This window comes from Luteimonas marina (assembly GCF_007859325.1).
Taxonomy (GTDB): domain Bacteria; phylum Pseudomonadota; class Gammaproteobacteria; order Xanthomonadales; family Xanthomonadaceae; genus Luteimonas; species Luteimonas marina.
Genome location: NZ_VOHK01000001.1, coordinates 37327 through 52172 on the forward strand (window position 1 = coordinate 37327; position 14846 = coordinate 52172).

At 69.8% G+C, this 14846-nt stretch carries 17 protein-coding genes; 10 read left to right on the top strand and 7 right to left on the bottom strand.

Translation table 11 applies throughout. The features are described from left to right. Window positions 1–39 precede the first annotated feature (39 nt). From FQY83_RS00165 to FQY83_RS00175, 3 genes are all read right to left on the bottom strand, one after another. Window positions 40–543: a DUF456 domain-containing protein gene (locus FQY83_RS00165; RefSeq protein WP_146383976.1), complete on the bottom strand. Its 504-nt coding sequence runs from the start codon at window positions 541–543 to the stop codon at window positions 40–42. Between the two features lie 555 nt (window positions 544–1098). Next, on the bottom strand, window positions 1099–1587 hold the full coding sequence (locus tag FQY83_RS00170) for a peptidoglycan-associated outer membrane lipoprotein precursor (protein ID WP_238333349.1): 489 nt from the start codon (window positions 1585–1587) through the stop codon (window positions 1099–1101). Between the two features lie 215 nt (window positions 1588–1802). After that, entirely contained in the window at window positions 1803–2273 is a 471-nt protein-coding gene (locus tag FQY83_RS00175) for a cytochrome c (RefSeq protein ID WP_146383978.1), read from the bottom strand. A 61-nt stretch (window positions 2274–2334) separates the two neighbouring features. Between FQY83_RS00175 and FQY83_RS00180 the strand changes: the two genes are divergently transcribed. Further along, window positions 2335–3120, top strand: coding sequence for a tRNA threonylcarbamoyladenosine dehydratase (locus FQY83_RS00180; protein ID WP_146383980.1), 786 nt, complete (start codon window positions 2335–2337; stop codon window positions 3118–3120). 57 nt (window positions 3121–3177) lie between these two features. Here the strand turns inward: FQY83_RS00180 and FQY83_RS00185 are convergent, their stop codons facing one another. Continuing rightward, the gene (locus FQY83_RS00185) at window positions 3178–3960 is read right to left on the bottom strand and encodes a TatD family hydrolase (protein WP_146383982.1); all 783 of its coding nucleotides are present in this window, start codon (window positions 3958–3960) and stop codon (window positions 3178–3180) included. Window positions 3961–4008: 48 nt separating this feature from the next. Continuing rightward, the gene (locus tag FQY83_RS00190; protein ID WP_146383984.1) at window positions 4009–4242 is read right to left on the bottom strand and encodes a DUF6116 family protein; all 234 of its coding nucleotides are present in this window, start codon (window positions 4240–4242) and stop codon (window positions 4009–4011) included. A gap of 176 nt (window positions 4243–4418) precedes the next feature. Between FQY83_RS00190 and FQY83_RS00195 the strand changes: the two genes are divergently transcribed. From FQY83_RS00195 to FQY83_RS00215, 5 genes are all read left to right on the top strand, one after another. Continuing rightward, complete coding sequence (locus FQY83_RS00195; protein WP_146383986.1) at window positions 4419–5189, top strand: glycine zipper 2TM domain-containing protein; 771 nt, start codon at window positions 4419–4421, stop codon at window positions 5187–5189. A gap of 135 nt (window positions 5190–5324) precedes the next feature. Then, window positions 5325–6488 carry an acyl-CoA dehydrogenase family protein gene (locus tag FQY83_RS00200; protein WP_146383988.1) on the top strand — a complete coding sequence of 388 codons (1164 nt, stop codon included), beginning with the start codon at window positions 5325–5327 and terminating at the stop codon, window positions 6486–6488. A 94-nt stretch (window positions 6489–6582) separates the two neighbouring features. Further along, window positions 6583–7134: a GNAT family N-acetyltransferase gene (locus FQY83_RS00205; protein WP_146383990.1), complete on the top strand. Its 552-nt coding sequence runs from the start codon at window positions 6583–6585 to the stop codon at window positions 7132–7134. Beyond that, window positions 7131–7784: a glutathione S-transferase family protein gene (locus FQY83_RS00210; RefSeq protein WP_146383992.1), complete on the top strand. Its 654-nt coding sequence runs from the start codon at window positions 7131–7133 to the stop codon at window positions 7782–7784. Before FQY83_RS00205 ends, FQY83_RS00210 begins: the two co-directional genes overlap by 4 nt. A gap of 54 nt (window positions 7785–7838) precedes the next feature. Next, window positions 7839–10115: a thiamine pyrophosphate-dependent enzyme gene (locus FQY83_RS00215; protein ID WP_146383994.1), complete on the top strand. Its 2277-nt coding sequence runs from the start codon at window positions 7839–7841 to the stop codon at window positions 10113–10115. A gap of 187 nt (window positions 10116–10302) precedes the next feature. Here the strand turns inward: FQY83_RS00215 and FQY83_RS00220 are convergent, their stop codons facing one another. Together FQY83_RS00220 and ygfZ are read right to left on the bottom strand one after the other, a co-directional pair. Then, window positions 10303–10812, bottom strand: coding sequence for an OmpA family protein (locus FQY83_RS00220; RefSeq protein ID WP_158636395.1), 510 nt, complete (start codon window positions 10810–10812; stop codon window positions 10303–10305). A 182-nt stretch (window positions 10813–10994) separates the two neighbouring features. Further along, a complete protein-coding gene (gene ygfZ / locus FQY83_RS00225; protein WP_146383998.1) occupies window positions 10995–11879 on the bottom strand; it encodes a CAF17-like 4Fe-4S cluster assembly/insertion protein YgfZ in 885 nt (294 codons plus the stop codon). A gap of 25 nt (window positions 11880–11904) precedes the next feature. Here ygfZ and FQY83_RS00230 point away from each other — a divergent pair, with 25 nt between their 5' ends. From FQY83_RS00230 to sdhA, 4 genes are all read left to right on the top strand, one after another. Then, window positions 11905–12096, top strand: coding sequence for a DUF1674 domain-containing protein (locus FQY83_RS00230; protein ID WP_158636396.1), 192 nt, complete (start codon window positions 11905–11907; stop codon window positions 12094–12096). 79 nt (window positions 12097–12175) lie between these two features. Next, window positions 12176–12571 (top strand): succinate dehydrogenase, cytochrome b556 subunit, encoded by a 396-nt coding sequence (gene sdhC / locus FQY83_RS00235; RefSeq protein WP_146384002.1) that lies wholly within the window; start codon window positions 12176–12178, stop codon window positions 12569–12571. Further along, window positions 12568–12978: a succinate dehydrogenase, hydrophobic membrane anchor protein gene (gene sdhD, locus FQY83_RS00240; protein WP_146384004.1), complete on the top strand. Its 411-nt coding sequence runs from the start codon at window positions 12568–12570 to the stop codon at window positions 12976–12978. The genes sdhC and sdhD overlap by 4 nt, the downstream gene beginning before the upstream one ends. 7 nt (window positions 12979–12985) lie before the next feature. Next, entirely contained in the window at window positions 12986–14776 is a 1791-nt protein-coding gene (gene sdhA, locus FQY83_RS00245) for a succinate dehydrogenase flavoprotein subunit (protein WP_146384006.1), read from the top strand. Window positions 14777–14846 lie beyond the last annotated feature (70 nt).

The window sequence follows — 14846 nt, forward strand, 5'->3', positions numbered from 1 at the left end:
GAGAAAGCCGCAGTCTATCGTCGCGCCGGCAAGGCCGCGTCAATCGTGCCACCACGCCAGCGCGAAGATGCCGATCATCGCGAACGCCAGCGTGAGCTTGAGCACGATGCCGACGAAGATGCCGAACCAGGTGCCGATGCCGACCTTCGTCGCCTTCCCGAGGTCTTCGCCGCCGATGCTGCGGCGATCGGCCAGTTCGCCGAGCACCGCGCCCACGAACGGCCCGGCGAACACCCCGACCAGCCCGAAGAACAGCCCCACGACCGCACCGACCAGCGCGCCCAGCACCGCCAGCCGGCTCGCGCCGACGCGCTTCGCGCCCGCGGCGGAGGCAAGGAAGTCGATGCCGATCGACAGCAGGGTCAGCACCGCCAGCAGCAGGATCGTCCACACGCCGATCTGCTCGAAATTCCCCGCCCACGCCGCCAGCAGCATGCCGCCGAACACCAGCGGCAGCCCGGGCAGGGCGGGCAGGACGGTGCCGGCGATGCCGACCAGCACCATCAGCAGCGCGATGGCGTAGTAGATCGATTGCGTGTCCATGGGGGCTCCGTGGACGGCGGGTGCCGTCGACAGGCGCATTCTGGCAAATGCGCGGCTCGCATGCGCGCTATCCGGGATCGTGCCGTCCGCGGCGCCGTCGTGGCCGCTTGCCGGGGGAGATCGCGTTGATCACTGCAATACTTGTACGTGTTGCGCGGAATGTGTCCGCGCACGGCAGCCAAGGACCGGAGGAACCAGGATGTCTTCAGAGCGCCAGACGGGTACGGTGAAGAGTATCGCCGCGGGCAACGTGGTCGTGGGATGGGCCAGTCCGGGCGACGTGGTCTTCCGGGTCGCCGACTTCGCGGCAGCGGGCGTCGCTGTCCCGCCTGTCGGACAGCCCCTCGTCTTTTTCGCCGAGAGCGGGAATGCGTCGAGCGCCAGCCTCACCCAAGGGCCTTCGGGCGGAGGCGGAAGCGGGGGAGTTGCCGTCATCACCTAGCGTGGCGGCGTCCGGATACGCTGGCGGACCCCCTCCGTGCATCGGGAAAGGGTCGGCCCGGACGCGACGGAGGGCGGTGCGCCCCCGTCGCGCGTTGATCTCTGGCGCCGGAATCAATAGGCCCAGGCGCGACCGTTCTGCACGCGGACGTAGGAACCTTCGCGGATGCCGTCCAGATCGGCCTGGTGCACGGCGGTGGTACGGCCGTCGTCCATGCGGACATGGATCGTGTAGCCGCTGCGGTTGGCGCCGGTGCGGTTCTGGATGGCGTTGCCCGCCACCGCGCCGCCGGCGGCGCCCGCGGCGATCGCGACGTTGCGGCGGCCTTCGCTGTCGGTGTTCTTGCGCGCCAGTTCCTTGGCCGCCACCGCGCCGACGATGCCGCCGAGCACCGGGCCGACGACGTTGGTGCCACCGCCGGCGGCGGAGGTTTCGATCGCGACCACCGTGCCGCAGTCGCTGCAGCGGCCGGCCGGCGGCGCGGTGTTGCCGTAGCCGCTGCCGTAACCCGGGCCGTAGCCGGGTGAAGTGCTGGCGCAGCCGGCGAGGGCCAGCGCGGCAGTCGTGGCGGCACAGGTCAGGATGCGCATGCGGACGTTCATCGGAAGCTCCTCGCAGGTGGACGATGCGGGCGGCGCGTGCGGCGCAGCCGTCGATCGGGACACTAGGCGGAGGTCGGTGAACGCGGCAGCAATTCCGCGTCGCGATCGTGCAAACGGTGCTGATCGATGCAGTTGCGGTTCAGGCGGCGGATTCGCGACCGTTTCGGAAAAACGACGGTCGCGCAGCCCGAACTACGGAGGCTTCGGGCCGGACCTCAGCGGAAGTCCTGGTGGCAGGCCTTGCAGGCTTCGCCGACCTGACTGACGGCCTGCTCCACGCCCTCGCAGCCGAGCGGAGGCGCCGCCAGCGCCGCGTCCAGCGTGCCGCGGAACTTCGCCGAGTGCGCGACGAAGTTCCGGTCGTCGCGCAGTTCCGGGAACGCGCGCTCGAAATCGTTGCCGAGGCTGCGCAACGACTGCAGGTGCGGCAGGGTGTCGGTCGGGCTGCAGCGGTTCGCGCCGGCGTTGTCCTGCAGCTGCGCGGCCTGCGCCGACAGCAGGTGCATCAGCGCATGAGGATAGTGGTCGCGCCAGGTCTTGCGCGATTCCAGCGTGCGCATGAGCATCACCAGCGCCACGATGCCGATGACCAGGCCGAGCAGGAACATGAACAGGTACTTCGACGCGGCGGACGGCGGCTTGCGGGCGGGCTTGGCGTCGGGCGTGGGCTGCGGCGTGGTCGACATGGCTGGCTCCGTGGCTGGCGCGGCGACGATAGCATGCGGGTGCGGCCGGTAGACTGTCGCCATGGACGAGGCATGGACCGAACGATTCGCGGGCATCGACCGCCTGTACGGGCGCGGCGCGGTCGATCGCCTGCGCGCGCGGCGCGTGGCGGTGGTGGGCCTGGGCGGCGTCGGTTCGTGGGTGGTCGAGGCCCTGGCGCGCAGCGCGATCGGACACCTGACGCTGATCGATGCCGACGACCTGTGCCTGTCCAACACCAACCGCCAGCTGCCCGCGCTCGACGGGCAGTACGGCCGCAACAAGGCCGAAGCGATGGCCGAACGTTGCCGCGCGATCAATCCCGCGATCTCGCTCGACGTCGTGCCGATGTTCCTCACGCCCGGCAACCTCGGCGACCTGCTCGACCGCGGCTTCGACCTGGTGGTGGACGCCTGCGACAGCTTCCGCAGCAAGGTGGAACTGATCGCGTGGTGCCGTCGCCGCAAGCAGCCGGTGCTGACCGTCGGCGCCGCCGGCGGGCGCACCGACCCGACCCTGGTGCGCGTGCGCGACCTCTCGCGCACCGAGCACGACGCGATGCTGGCGCTGATCCGCCGGAAGCTGCGCGGCGAGTTCAACTTCCCGAAGAACCGGGACCGCTATTTCGGCGTGCCGGCGGTGTACTCGCTGGAGAACGTGAAGTACCCGCAGGCGGACGGCACGGTCTGCGGACTGCGCCCGCAGGTGGGGCCGGACGCGGCGCTGAAGCTCGACTGCGGCGCCGGCCTGGGTGCGGCCACGCACATCACCGGCGCGTTCGCCTTCGCGGCGGCGGGCAAGGCGCTGGACATGCTGCTCAAGCCGTAGGAGCGCCGCCGGCGCTCGCGGCGATGACCGGGCCACGGGTCGCGCCTGAAGACGTGCCTACGGGGAGGGCAGGGCGAACAGGCGGCGCGCGTTGGCGGTGGTCGCGTCGGCGATCTCCCCTGGATCGCCATCGCGCAGGCGCGCAATCGTCTCCAGCACGGCCACCAATCGCGCCGGTTCGTTGCGCTCGCCGCGGATGCCGGCGTCGGGCTGGTCGGGCGCGTCGGTTTCCAGCAACAGGTATTCGAGCGGCATGGTGGCCACGAGCCGGCGCAGGCGGTTGGCGCGCGCGTAGGTGACCGGTCCGCCCAGGCCGAGGAGGAAGCCGAGCTTCCACAGCTGCTGCGCCTGTTCCTCGCTGCCCGAAAAACTGTGCACCACGCCGCGCAGCGCCTGTGCCGGTCCGCCGATCCGCCGCAGCGTCGCGATCACCGCGTCCACCGCGCGCCGCGCGTGCACGATCACCGGCAGGTCGAACTCGCGCGCGAGCCGCAGCTGGCCTTCGAAATACGCCTGCTGCGCGGCCGGGTCCAGGCCGTCGACGAAATGGTCGAGGCCGCATTCGCCGACCGCGACCGGGTGTTCGCGCTCGATCCACGCGCGCAGCTGGTCGAGATGCTCCGGGCGATGGCGGTCGAGGTACATCGGGTGCAGGCCGTAGGCCGGATGCAGCCCAGGAGTCGCCCGGCACAGGTCGCGCAGCTTCGGCCAGCCGGCGGCGTCGACCGCCGGCACGACCTGGTGCAGGACGCCGGCGGCGCGGGCGCGCTCGACCACGGCGTCGCGGTCGCCGTCGAACTCCGGTGCATCGAGATGGCAGTGGCTGTCGATCAGCAGCATGCGGTCGTGGCCATGCCGTTCCTCGCGGCGCGCGCCCGTGGTCGCGGCTCAGGGCCGGCGCGCGGCGTCGCCCTCGATCGGCGGCTCGGGCGGCGCCTTGCGGCTCTTCCAGTTCGCCAGCAGCACGGTGCCCAGGCCGAGCACGATCTCGTCGATGAAAGGAATCGGATCGAATGGCCACAGGATGCTGATCGCGAACGCGACCGCGGTCAGCTTGAACAGCGTGGGGTAGCGCAATCCGCGCGCCCAGTTGAGCAGGGGGAGCAGCAGCGGGTTGGCCATGCGGACGACTCCGGCAGGAGGACGGCGACGGCACTCAAGCTATCACGGCGCGCAGCACGTGGCGATTCACGGGCGCGTCAGTTTGCGGGGAACTTTTCGGGGTCTTGTTCAGCTTCACAGTGCTGCAATCTGCCTGCACGTTCCAGTGTGGGCGGAAGGCCCCGTAGGAGAGACACATGAAAGGCAACACCCTGGCCATTGCCCTGGCGTCGCTGCTGGTCGGCGGCGTCGCAGTGGGCGCCTACCACAACAGTCGCGACAAGGCGGGGTCGCCCGATTCGTCCACCGCGGAAGAAATCGCTGCCGACGAGGGTGCCCGTCTCGAGTACGCGCCGGTCGTGGCGGTGATGCCGGTGACCGAGAAGGCCGAGCTGTACGCGACCGTGATCGGCACCGAGCCGGTCCGCGAAACCACCACCTCGACCACGCCGCGCCAGGTGTGCGAGGACGTCGTGGTGCAGGAGCGCCTGCCCGAGCGCGACGGCAACGTCGGCGGCACGGTCGCTGGCGCGGTGATCGGCGGCCTGGTCGGCAGCAACGTCGGCAGCGGCAGCGGCCGCCGGGCGGCGACCGCCGCGGGCGCGGTCGCGGGCGGCGTGATCGGCAACAAGGTCGACAAGCGCCACGTCGGCGGTCGCGTGGTCGAACGCGTCGACCGCCAGTGCCGCACCGTGCAGGACAGTGCGCAGTCCTCGCGCGTGGTCGCCTACAACGTGACCTACCGCAACCCGGACGGCACCACCGGCACCATGCGCACCGGCGAGAAGCCGGGCAACCGCATCGCCTTGGGCAGCGAGGACCGCACCATCGGCTACGACGTGACCTACCGCTACGACGGCGTCGAGCAGACCATCCGCATGGACGAGGAGCCGGGCGAGCGCCTGCCGGTCATCGACGGCGAGGTCATGACCCGCATGGCCTCGGCCGGGGCGCCCGATCGCGGCTGATCCGGCGCTCCGTCACAGGCGTTTCCCCGAACGGGCCGGCACATGCCGGCCCGTTCGCATTTCCGGGCCTGTCCCGGGAGGGGCAGGGCCGCGCGCGGGTCGTACAATATGAAACTTTCCCGTACGAACCCGCCCATGGCCCTGCATCCCTACGACCTCTACGACGTCCGTTCCCTGCTCAGCGAGGAGGAGCGCGCGGTGCAGGACACCGTCGCCCGCTTCACCGACGAGCGCGTGCTGCCGATCATTGGCCAGTGCTTCGACGAGGGCCGCTTCCCGACCGAGCTGATTCCAGAAATCGCCGGCCTCGGCCTGCTCGGCGCGACCCTGCCGGCGGAGTACGGCGGTTCGGAGCTCAACTACGTCAGCTACGGCCTGATCTGCCAGGAGCTCGAGCGCGGCGATTCGGGCCTGCGCAGCTTCGCCAGCGTGCAGTCCTCGCTGTGCATGTACCCGATCTTCGCCTACGGCAGCGAGGAGCAGCGCAAGCGCTGGCTGCCGGACATGGCCGCGGGCAAGGTCATCGGCTGCTTCGGCCTGACCGAACCGCACGGCGGCTCCGATCCGGCCAACATGAAGACCCACGCGAAGCGCGACGGCGCCGACTGGATCCTCAACGGCTCCAAGATGTGGATCACCAACGGCAACCTGGCCGACATCGCGATCGTCTGGGCGAAGACCGATGACGGCATCCAGGGCTTCGTGGTCGAGAAGGACTTCGCCGGCTTCAGCGCGCAGGTGATCAAGCACAAGATGAGCCTGCGCGCCTCGGTGACCAGTGCGCTGTACTTCGACAACGTGCGCGTGCCCGAGGCCAATCGCCTGCCCAACGTCAAGGGCCTGAAGGGTCCGCTGGGCTGCCTGACGCAGGCGCGCTACGGCATCACCTGGGGGCCGATCGGCGCGGCGATCGCCTGCCTCGACGAGGCGCTCGGCTATTCGAAGGAGCGTATCCTGTTCGACCGCCCGGTCGCGGCCACGCAGAGCGCCCAGATCAAGATGGCCGACTGGGCGCGGCGCATCACCGCCGCGCAGCTGCTGTCGCTGCAGCTGGGTCGCCTGAAGGACGCCGGCAACATGCAGCCGACGCAGGTGTCGCTGGCCAAGTGGAACAACTGCCGCATGGCGATCGACATCGCGCGCGAGGCGCGCGACCTGCTCGGCGGCGCCGGCATCACCACCGAGCATTCGCCGATCCGCCACGCGCTGAACCTCGAGTCGGTGATCACCTACGAGGGCACCGAGACCGTGCACCAACTGGTGGTGGGGCGCGAGCTGACCGGCATCAACGCGTTCTGACCGTCATCCCGGCGAAAGCCGGGATCCAGCTCACGGCGCGCGCTGGAAAAACTGGATCCCGGCTTTCGCCGGGATGACGACCGGGGTTCCCACCATGCTTCCCTCCGACATCCGCCTCGAAACCGAACGCCTGCTCCTGCGCCTGCCGCGGATCGAAGACTTCGATCGATACGCCGAGCTGCAGGCGCACGAGGAAGCCACCCGCCACATCGGCGGCGTGCAGCCGCCGCACGCGGCATGGCGCAAGTTCCTGCAGATGCCGGGCGCCTGGGCGCTGCAGGGTTTCGCGATGTTTGCCGTGGTCGAGAAAGCCAGCGGGCGGTGGATCGGGCAGATGGGGCCGTGGCGGCCGTTCGGCTGGCCGGGCAACGAGATCGGCTATGCCTTCCATCCCGACGCCTGGGGCAGGGGATACGCGGTCGAATCGGCGGTCGCGACGATCGACTGGGCGTTCGCGAACCTCGGCTGGCGCGAGATCATCCATTGCATCGCGCCGGACAACGTCGCCTCGCAGAAGGTCGCCACCCGCCTGGGTTCGGTGCGCAAGGGGCCCGGCAAGCTGCCGCCGCCGCTGGACGAAGCGCGGGTGGACATCTGGGGCCAGACGCGCGCGGAATGGGACGCCAACCGCAAGAGGTTCGCATGACCACGATCCACGGCTATTCGTCGTCGGGCAACTGCCACAAGCTGCGCCTGCTGCTGGAGCAGCTCGGACGGCCGTACCGCTGGATCGAGGTCGACATCACCGCGGGTGCGACCCGCACGCCCGCGTTCCTCGCGAAGAATCCCAACGGCCGGGTGCCAATGCTCGAACTCGACGACGGCCGCATCCTGGTCGAGTCGAACGCGATCCTGTGCTTCCTTGCCGAAGGCACGCCGTACCTGCCGGCCGATGCCTGGCAGCGCGCGCAGGCGCTGGGCTGGATGTTCTTCGAGCAGTACAGCCATGAGCCGTACATCGCCGTCGCGCGCTTCATCAGCGGCTGGACGCCGCTCGACTCGCCGCGCCGCGCCGACCTGCCGCGGCTGCGCGAGCGCGGCCACCAGGCGCTGGCGGTGATGGAAAAGCATCTGGCGTCGAACGACTGGTTCACCGGCCCGGACCATGGCGTGGCCGACATCGCGCTGTTCGCCTACACCGACGTCGCCGGCGACGGCGGCTTCGACCTGTCGCCGTATCCGGCGCTGCGCGACTGGCTGGCGCGCGTGCGCGCGACGCCGGGCTTCGTGGCGATGCCGGATCCGCCGGCGGCGATGAAGGCCTTGATCGAACAATCGACATGGGGCGGGGCTTGACCCGCTTTTGATCGTCTCTGCGGCGGGCCCGGGCCCGCCCTATTGGGGTAATGCATGTTTGCCAACGTTCCCGAGGTTATTCCGGCCCGCATGAAGGGGCTCAACCGCGCCGAGATCTGCGACGTCAACTTCCAGGAGTTCGTGCGCGGCTGGGGCGGACGGCCGGATGCGACGCCGGGTGAGGGCGAGGCGATCCTCGACGGCAGCGTGCTCGATGCGCGCGGCTTCCGCGAGCTGTTCGAGTCGCAGCTGGTCTCGCGCCACCTCGACCTGATGGCGCGCGTGCTGCGCGTGCAGAACAAGGTCTTCTACACCATCGGCTCCAGCGGCCACGAGGGCAATGCGATGGTCGCGCGGCTCACGCGCCATACCGATCCGGCGTTCCTGCACTACCGCAGCGGCGGCTTCATGGCCGAGCGCTTCCGCAAGCTGCCGGGGATGGACCCGGTGATGGATTCGGCGCTGTCGTTCGCCGCGAGCAAGGACGATCCCGCCAGCGGCGGTCGCCACAAGGTCTGGGGCAGCAAGCCGCTGTGGGTGCTGCCGCAGACCTCGACCATCGCCTCGCACCTGCCCAAGGCCTTCGGCACCGCGGTCGCGATCGAGCAGGCGCGGCGCATCGGCCACGCCTTGCCGGTGCCGGACGACAGCATCGTGGTCTGCTCGTTCGGCGATGCGTCGAGCAACCACGCCACCGCGCAGACCGCGTTCAACGCCGCGGCCTGGACTGCCTACCAGAAGCTGCCGGCACCGGTGCTGTTCGTGTGCGAGGACAACGGCATCGGCATCTCGGTCAAGACGCCGGACGGCTGGGTGGCGCGCAATTTCCGCAGCCGGCCGGACCTGGACTACTTCTACGCGGACGGACTCGACCTGGCCGCCGGCTACGGCGACGTGCAGCGCGCGGTCGAGCACTGCCGCAGGACGCGGCGGCCGACCTTCCTGCACCTGCGCACCACCCGCATCATGGGTCACGCCGGCACCGACTTCGAGATCGAGTGGCGCAGCATCGAGGAGCTGTGCGCGGTGGAGGCGAGCGATCCGCTGCTGCGCTCGGCCACGATCGCGCTGGAGTCCGGGCTGATGTCGAAGGACGAGATCCTCGATCTTTACGAGGTGACCCGGAAGAAATGCTTCGCCGCCGCGGAAGATGCAGACCGCCGGCCGCGGCTGCAGACGCTGGCGGACGTGGTCGCGCCGCTCGCGCCGTACACGCCGGAGGCGGTGCAGGCCGAGGCCGGACGCGCCGACTACGCCGCGCGCCGCGAGCAGGCCTTCGGCGGCGCGGCGAAGCTGCCCGAGAAGCAGGGCCCCAAGCACCTCGCCATCCAGATCAACGCCGCGCTGCACGACCTGTTCGCCAAGTACCCCGAAGCGCTGCTGTTCGGCGAGGACGTGGCGCAGAAGGGCGGCGTCTACACCGTCACCAAGGGCCTGCAGAAGGCCTTCGGCGCGCGTCGCGTGTTCAACACCCTGCTCGACGAGACCATCATCCTCGGCCTCGCCCAGGGCTACGCCAACATGGGCATGCTGCCGCTGCCGGAGATCCAGTACCTGGCCTACTTCCACAACGCCTGCGACCAGATCCGCGGCGAGGCGGCGAGCCTGCAGTTCTTCAGCAACGGCCAGTACCGCAATCCGATGCTGATGCGGATCGCCTCGCTCGGCTACCAGCGCGGCTTCGGCGGGCACTTCCACAACGACAACTCGATCACCGCGCTGCGCGACATCCCCGGCCTCGTGGTCGGCTGCCCGTCGCGCGGCGACGACGCGGCGACGATGCTGCGCACGCTGGCGGCGCTGGCGAAGGTCGACGGCCGCGTCTGCGCCTTCCTCGAACCGATCGCGCTGTACATGGCCAAGGACCTGCACGAACCGGGCGACGGCGGCTGGCTGACCGAGTACCCGTCGCCGGACCTGGCGATGCCGCTGGGCGAGGAGCGCGTCTACGGTCCGGAGGCGCGGGACCTGGTGGTTTTCACCTTCGGCAACGGCGTGCCGATGAGCCTGCGCGCGGCGAAGGCGATCGAGGCGAAGCATGGCTGGAAGGTACGCGTGGTCGACCTGCGCTGGCTGGTGCCGCTCAACGAGGCGGCGATCGCGAGGCATGCCGCGGAATGCGAGCGCATCCTCGTCGTCGACGAGGGCCGCCGCAGCGCCGGCGTGGGCGAGGGCATCGTCACCGCGATCGCCGAAGCCGGCTACCTCGCGCGGCCGTTCCGACGCGTGGTGGGCGCGGACACGTTCACGCCGCTGGCGGGCGCGGCCTTCCTGGTGATTCCGTCGGACGAGGAGATCGTCGCGGCGGCGGATGCGCTGGCGGGCGGCTGAGGATTCCGGCCCGGGTGGTTGCCGGACGGTCCTGGTCTGTGATTTGTCATCCCGACCGAAGGGAGGAATCTCGCGCGCAGAAGCTTCCGCGCAGGAGATCCCTCCCTTCGGTCGGGATGACACCTTGAAGGTTTGATGCCTGCGGGAAGATTTCAGGACGTGCGGGACGACAAGCGATGGATGGATCTCACTCGCCGTAGCTGACCCGAACTTCCACCCGCCGGTTCGGCGCCAGGCAGGCGATCAGCGCCTCGCCGCGCTCCCCCGGGCATTCGGCCACCGGCTCGACGCTGCCGCGCCCGACCGCAGTGACCAGGTCGGCCTGCACGCCGCGGGCGAGCAGGTAGTCGCGCACCGCTTCCGCGCGTCGCGTCGACAGCGCGAGGTTGGCCTTGTCGCTGCCGATGCGGTCGCTGTGGCCGATCACGTGCACGGCCTTGATCCTGCGCCCGTCGGCGAGCCTGGCCGCGAGCGCATCGAGTGACGCGAGGCCTTCGCCGCCGCTCGATTCGTCGATGCGCGCCTTGCCGAAGCCGAACAGGCCGTCGGCCGAGAGTTTTTCGATGGTGGCGCGCGGCGGCAACGGCGCCTGCGGCGCGTCCGCGGTGGCGGGCGGCGTGCTGGTGCAGGCGCCGAGCAGAAGCGTGGAAACGAAGACGGCACCGACGATGGCCGGCGCACTGACGATCCTGTTCATGAGGACCCCGCGAAGGTGGAAAGGGACACGTGCCGGCATCCCGTTCCGGACCGCAGCCCCCTCCCGGCCACGATCCCCTGGAACGCCCCGTGCGGGCCGAGCATAGCAGCGCAAATCGATTGCGTTGGAGACGGTCGGCGCCGCCTGTCGGTGTGGCCCGGGCCGGCCTCGTGCGGCCGGCTTCAGCGCGCCAGGCCGTCCAGCAGCGGCAGGCGTCGGCAGGGTTGGCCGCCGCTGGAGAACGGGCCATCCCCGGCATCGAGCGGCATGACCGCCAGCGCCTCGTCGCCCGCTGCACAGACGATCTGGCCGATCGGGCGAACCGAAGCGACGCCCCCGCCCGGGGGCGCGCCGGCCATCACTTCATCGAGTTCACCGACCGCCGCCCCCTGCAGCCGCACCAGCCCGCGCTTGGCCTGCCCGAGGAAATGGGTGCGGGCGACGATCTCCTGCCCGGGATAGCAGCCCTTCTTCACGCTGTAGGCGCGCAGCCGGTCCAGCGACAGCTGCTGCGGCGTCCACTGCTCGCGCTGCGCGGGATCGAGCCGGGGCAGGCCGTGGGCGAGGTCGCAAGCGCGCCAGCGGGCGGCCGATCCGGGGTCCTGCGCCGCAGATTCGGGGCCGATGCGCAGGGTGCGGGCGCTACCGGCGGCGCTGAAATCGAGCGCCAGCCCGGAATCGGCGCCGGTTCCGGCGACGGCCGCGCCGCGTGCGGCGTCCGGCGCACGGAACGCGCCGGCGACATGCGCCGCGGCCTCGTGGGTGACCTTCACCTTGCTGCGGAACACGAAGCGCGACAGCGCTGCGGCGAAGTCGCCGGGATCGGCGTCGGCCAGCAACAGCAGCAGCGACGTCTCGTCGAGCCGGAGCAGCGCGAACAGCGCGATCACGCGGCCTTTCGGCGTCAGCCAGCCGTTCCATTGCCACTGGCCGGGCGCGAGCGCGGCGACGTCGCCCATGAACTGCGCCTGCGCGAAACGGGACGCATCCTCGCCGCGCAGGGCGACCACCGCCCATCCCGGGATGGTGAAATACTCGCCATTGGTCGCGGTTGGCTTGTCGGACATGGGGTGCGGGACTAAACTTTCGTTCGTGAAAGGCCACGACATCTTAGGCGAACACGGTTCCGGGCAGCCTGCGGGAGAGGCGGAAAAGCCTGTTGCGGAAACCGGACCGGCAAACGAGACCGGATCGCCGAGAATGGGGGAAACCGGCGGCCGCGAGGGCCTCGACCCCACCCGGTACGGAGACTGGGAAAAGAACGGCCGCTGCATCGATTTCTGATTTGACTGCGGGGCCGGCGTCGGGTCGGCCACGATCCAGCCACGCGGCCCGCAGCCGCCAGCGAGGAGACCAGCCAGCAATGGCAAACCGCGAACGCCCCCTGTCGCCCTTCATGCTGGGGCAGACGTATCGGTTCCAGATCACGTCGTTCATGTCGATCCTCCACCGCATCACCGGCATTTCGCTGGCGCTGGGCGGGATCTCCCTGGTGTGGTGGCTGATGGCGATCGCCGTCGGCGGCGACGCCTACGCATTCGCCTCGCGGCAGTGGTCCTCGCCGCTGGGAATGCTGTTCCTGTTCGGCTTCACCCTGGCGCTGGTCTACCACCTGCTCAACGGCATCCGCCACCTGCTGTGGGACGCGGGCTGGGGATTCGACATCCCGACCGCCTACAAGACCGGATACGCGGTGTTCGTGCTCGGCGCGATCATCACCGGCCTGATCTGGTTCTTCGCCCTGCGGGGTGCGGCATGAGCGGCGGCGGCGAGACCTCGCGCGCGGCGCCGTACCGCACGCCGCTCAAGCGCGCCCGCGGCCTGGGCGCCGGGCATTCGGGCACCGAGCATTTCTGGAAGCAGCGGGTGACCGCGGTGATCCTCGCGCCGCTGGCGATCTGGTTCGTGGTGACGCTGGTGTCGCTGGTCGGCGTCGACCTGGAAACCGCGCGCGGGATCATCGCGCGGCCGTGGAACGCGATCATCTTCGCCGTGTTCCTGGTCAGCATGTTCTGGCACGCCAGGCTCGGCCTGCAGATCGTGCTCGAAGACTACGTGCACACGCGCTCGCTGGAGATCGCCGGGCACTTCCTCATCAATTTCCTTTGCGGGCTGGGCGCCGTCGCCTCGCTGTATGCGATCGCCCGCATCGCCTTCGCCGGTTGAGCCTGCAATGACGTCCGCGTATCCGATTACCGAACACAAGTACGACATGATCGTCGTCGGCGCCGGCGGCGCCGGCCTGCGCGCGACCTTCGGGCTCGCGCACAAGGGCCTGAAGACGGCGTGCATCACCAAGGTCTTCCCGACCCGCTCGCACACCGTCGCGGCGCAGGGCGGCATCTCCGCCGCGCTGGGCAACATGGGCGAGGACGACTGGCGCTTCCATTTCTACGACACCATCAAGGGCTCGGACTGGTTGGGCGACCAGGACGCGATCCAGTACATGTGCCGCGAGGCCATCCCCGCGATCATCGAGCTCGAGCACCAAGGCGTGCCGTTCTCGCGCACGGAGGAGGGCAAGATCTACCAGCGCCCCTTCGGCGGCATGACCACGCACTACGGCAAGGGCATCGCCCAGCGCACCTGCGCCGCCGCCGACCGCACCGGCCACGCGATCCTGCACACGCTGTACCAGCAGTCGCTGGCGCACCAGGCCGAGTTCTACATCGAGTACTTCGCGCTCGACCTGATCATGGACGAGCACGGTGCCTGCAAGGGCGTGCTGGCGCTGGACATGGCCGAAGGCACGCTGCACCTGTTCCGTGCGCACGGGGTGGTGCTGGCCACCGGCGGCTACGGCCGCGCCTACTTCTCGGCAACCTCGGCACACACCTGCACCGGCGACGGCGGCGGCATGGCGCTGCGCGCCGGCCTGGGCCTGCAGGACATGGAGTTCGTGCAGTTCCACCCGACCGGCATCTACGGCGCCGGCTGCCTGATCACCGAGGGCGTGCGCGGCGAGGGCGGCATCCTGCGCAACAGCAATGGCGAGCGCTTCATGGAGCGCTACGCGCCCAATGCCAAGGACCTCGCCTCGCGCGACGTGGTCAGCCGTTCGATGACGATCGAGATCCGCGAGGGTCGCGGCGTCGGCGAGCACAAGGACCACATCCACCTCGACCTGACCCACCTCGACCCGGCCGACATCCACAAGAAGCTGCCGGGCATCGCGGAAAGCGCGAAGATCTTCGCCGGCGTCGACGTCGAGAAGCAGCCGATCCCGGTAATCCCGACCGTGCACTACAACATGGGCGGCATCCCGACCAACTACCACGGCGAAGTGGTGCAGCTGAAGAACGGCGACCCCGACGCGGTGGTGCCGGGGCTGTACGCGATCGGCGAGGCCGCCTGCGTGTCGGTGCACGGCGCCAACCGCCTCGGTTCGAACTCGCTGCTCGACCTGGTGGTGTTCGGCCGCGCGGTCGCCAACCGTTGCGCCGAGACCATCAAGCCCAACCAGCCGCATGTGCGCCTGCCCGACGATGCCACCGACCAGGCGATCGCGCGCCTCGACCGCCTGCGCAACTCCAGCGGCAGCCTGCCGACCGCGACCATCCGCGATCGCATGCAGCGCTCGATGCAGGGCCACGCCGCGGTGTTCCGCACCCAGGAGACGCTGGCCGAGGGCGTGCGCCAGATCCGCGAGATCCGCGAATCCTTCGCCGAGGTCAGGGTCAGCGATCGCTCGCTGATCTGGAACTCCGACCTGATCGAGACCTACGAGCTGATGAACCTGCTTGGACAGGCGCAGGTCACGATCACCGGTGCGGAGAACCGCAAGGAATCGCGCGGCGCGCACGCGCGCGAGGACTTCCCTGACCGCGACGACGCGAACTGGCACAAGCACACGCTGTGCTGGCTGGACGATGCCGGCAACACCCGCATCGACTACCGCCCGGTGCACATGTACACCCTCGACGACGAGGTCGAGGTCGTGCCGCCGAAGGCGCGCGTGTATTAAGGCCGTGATTGGTGATTCGTGATTGGTGATTCGCAGCAGGCGACAACGATGCGAACCACGCTTTTCCGAA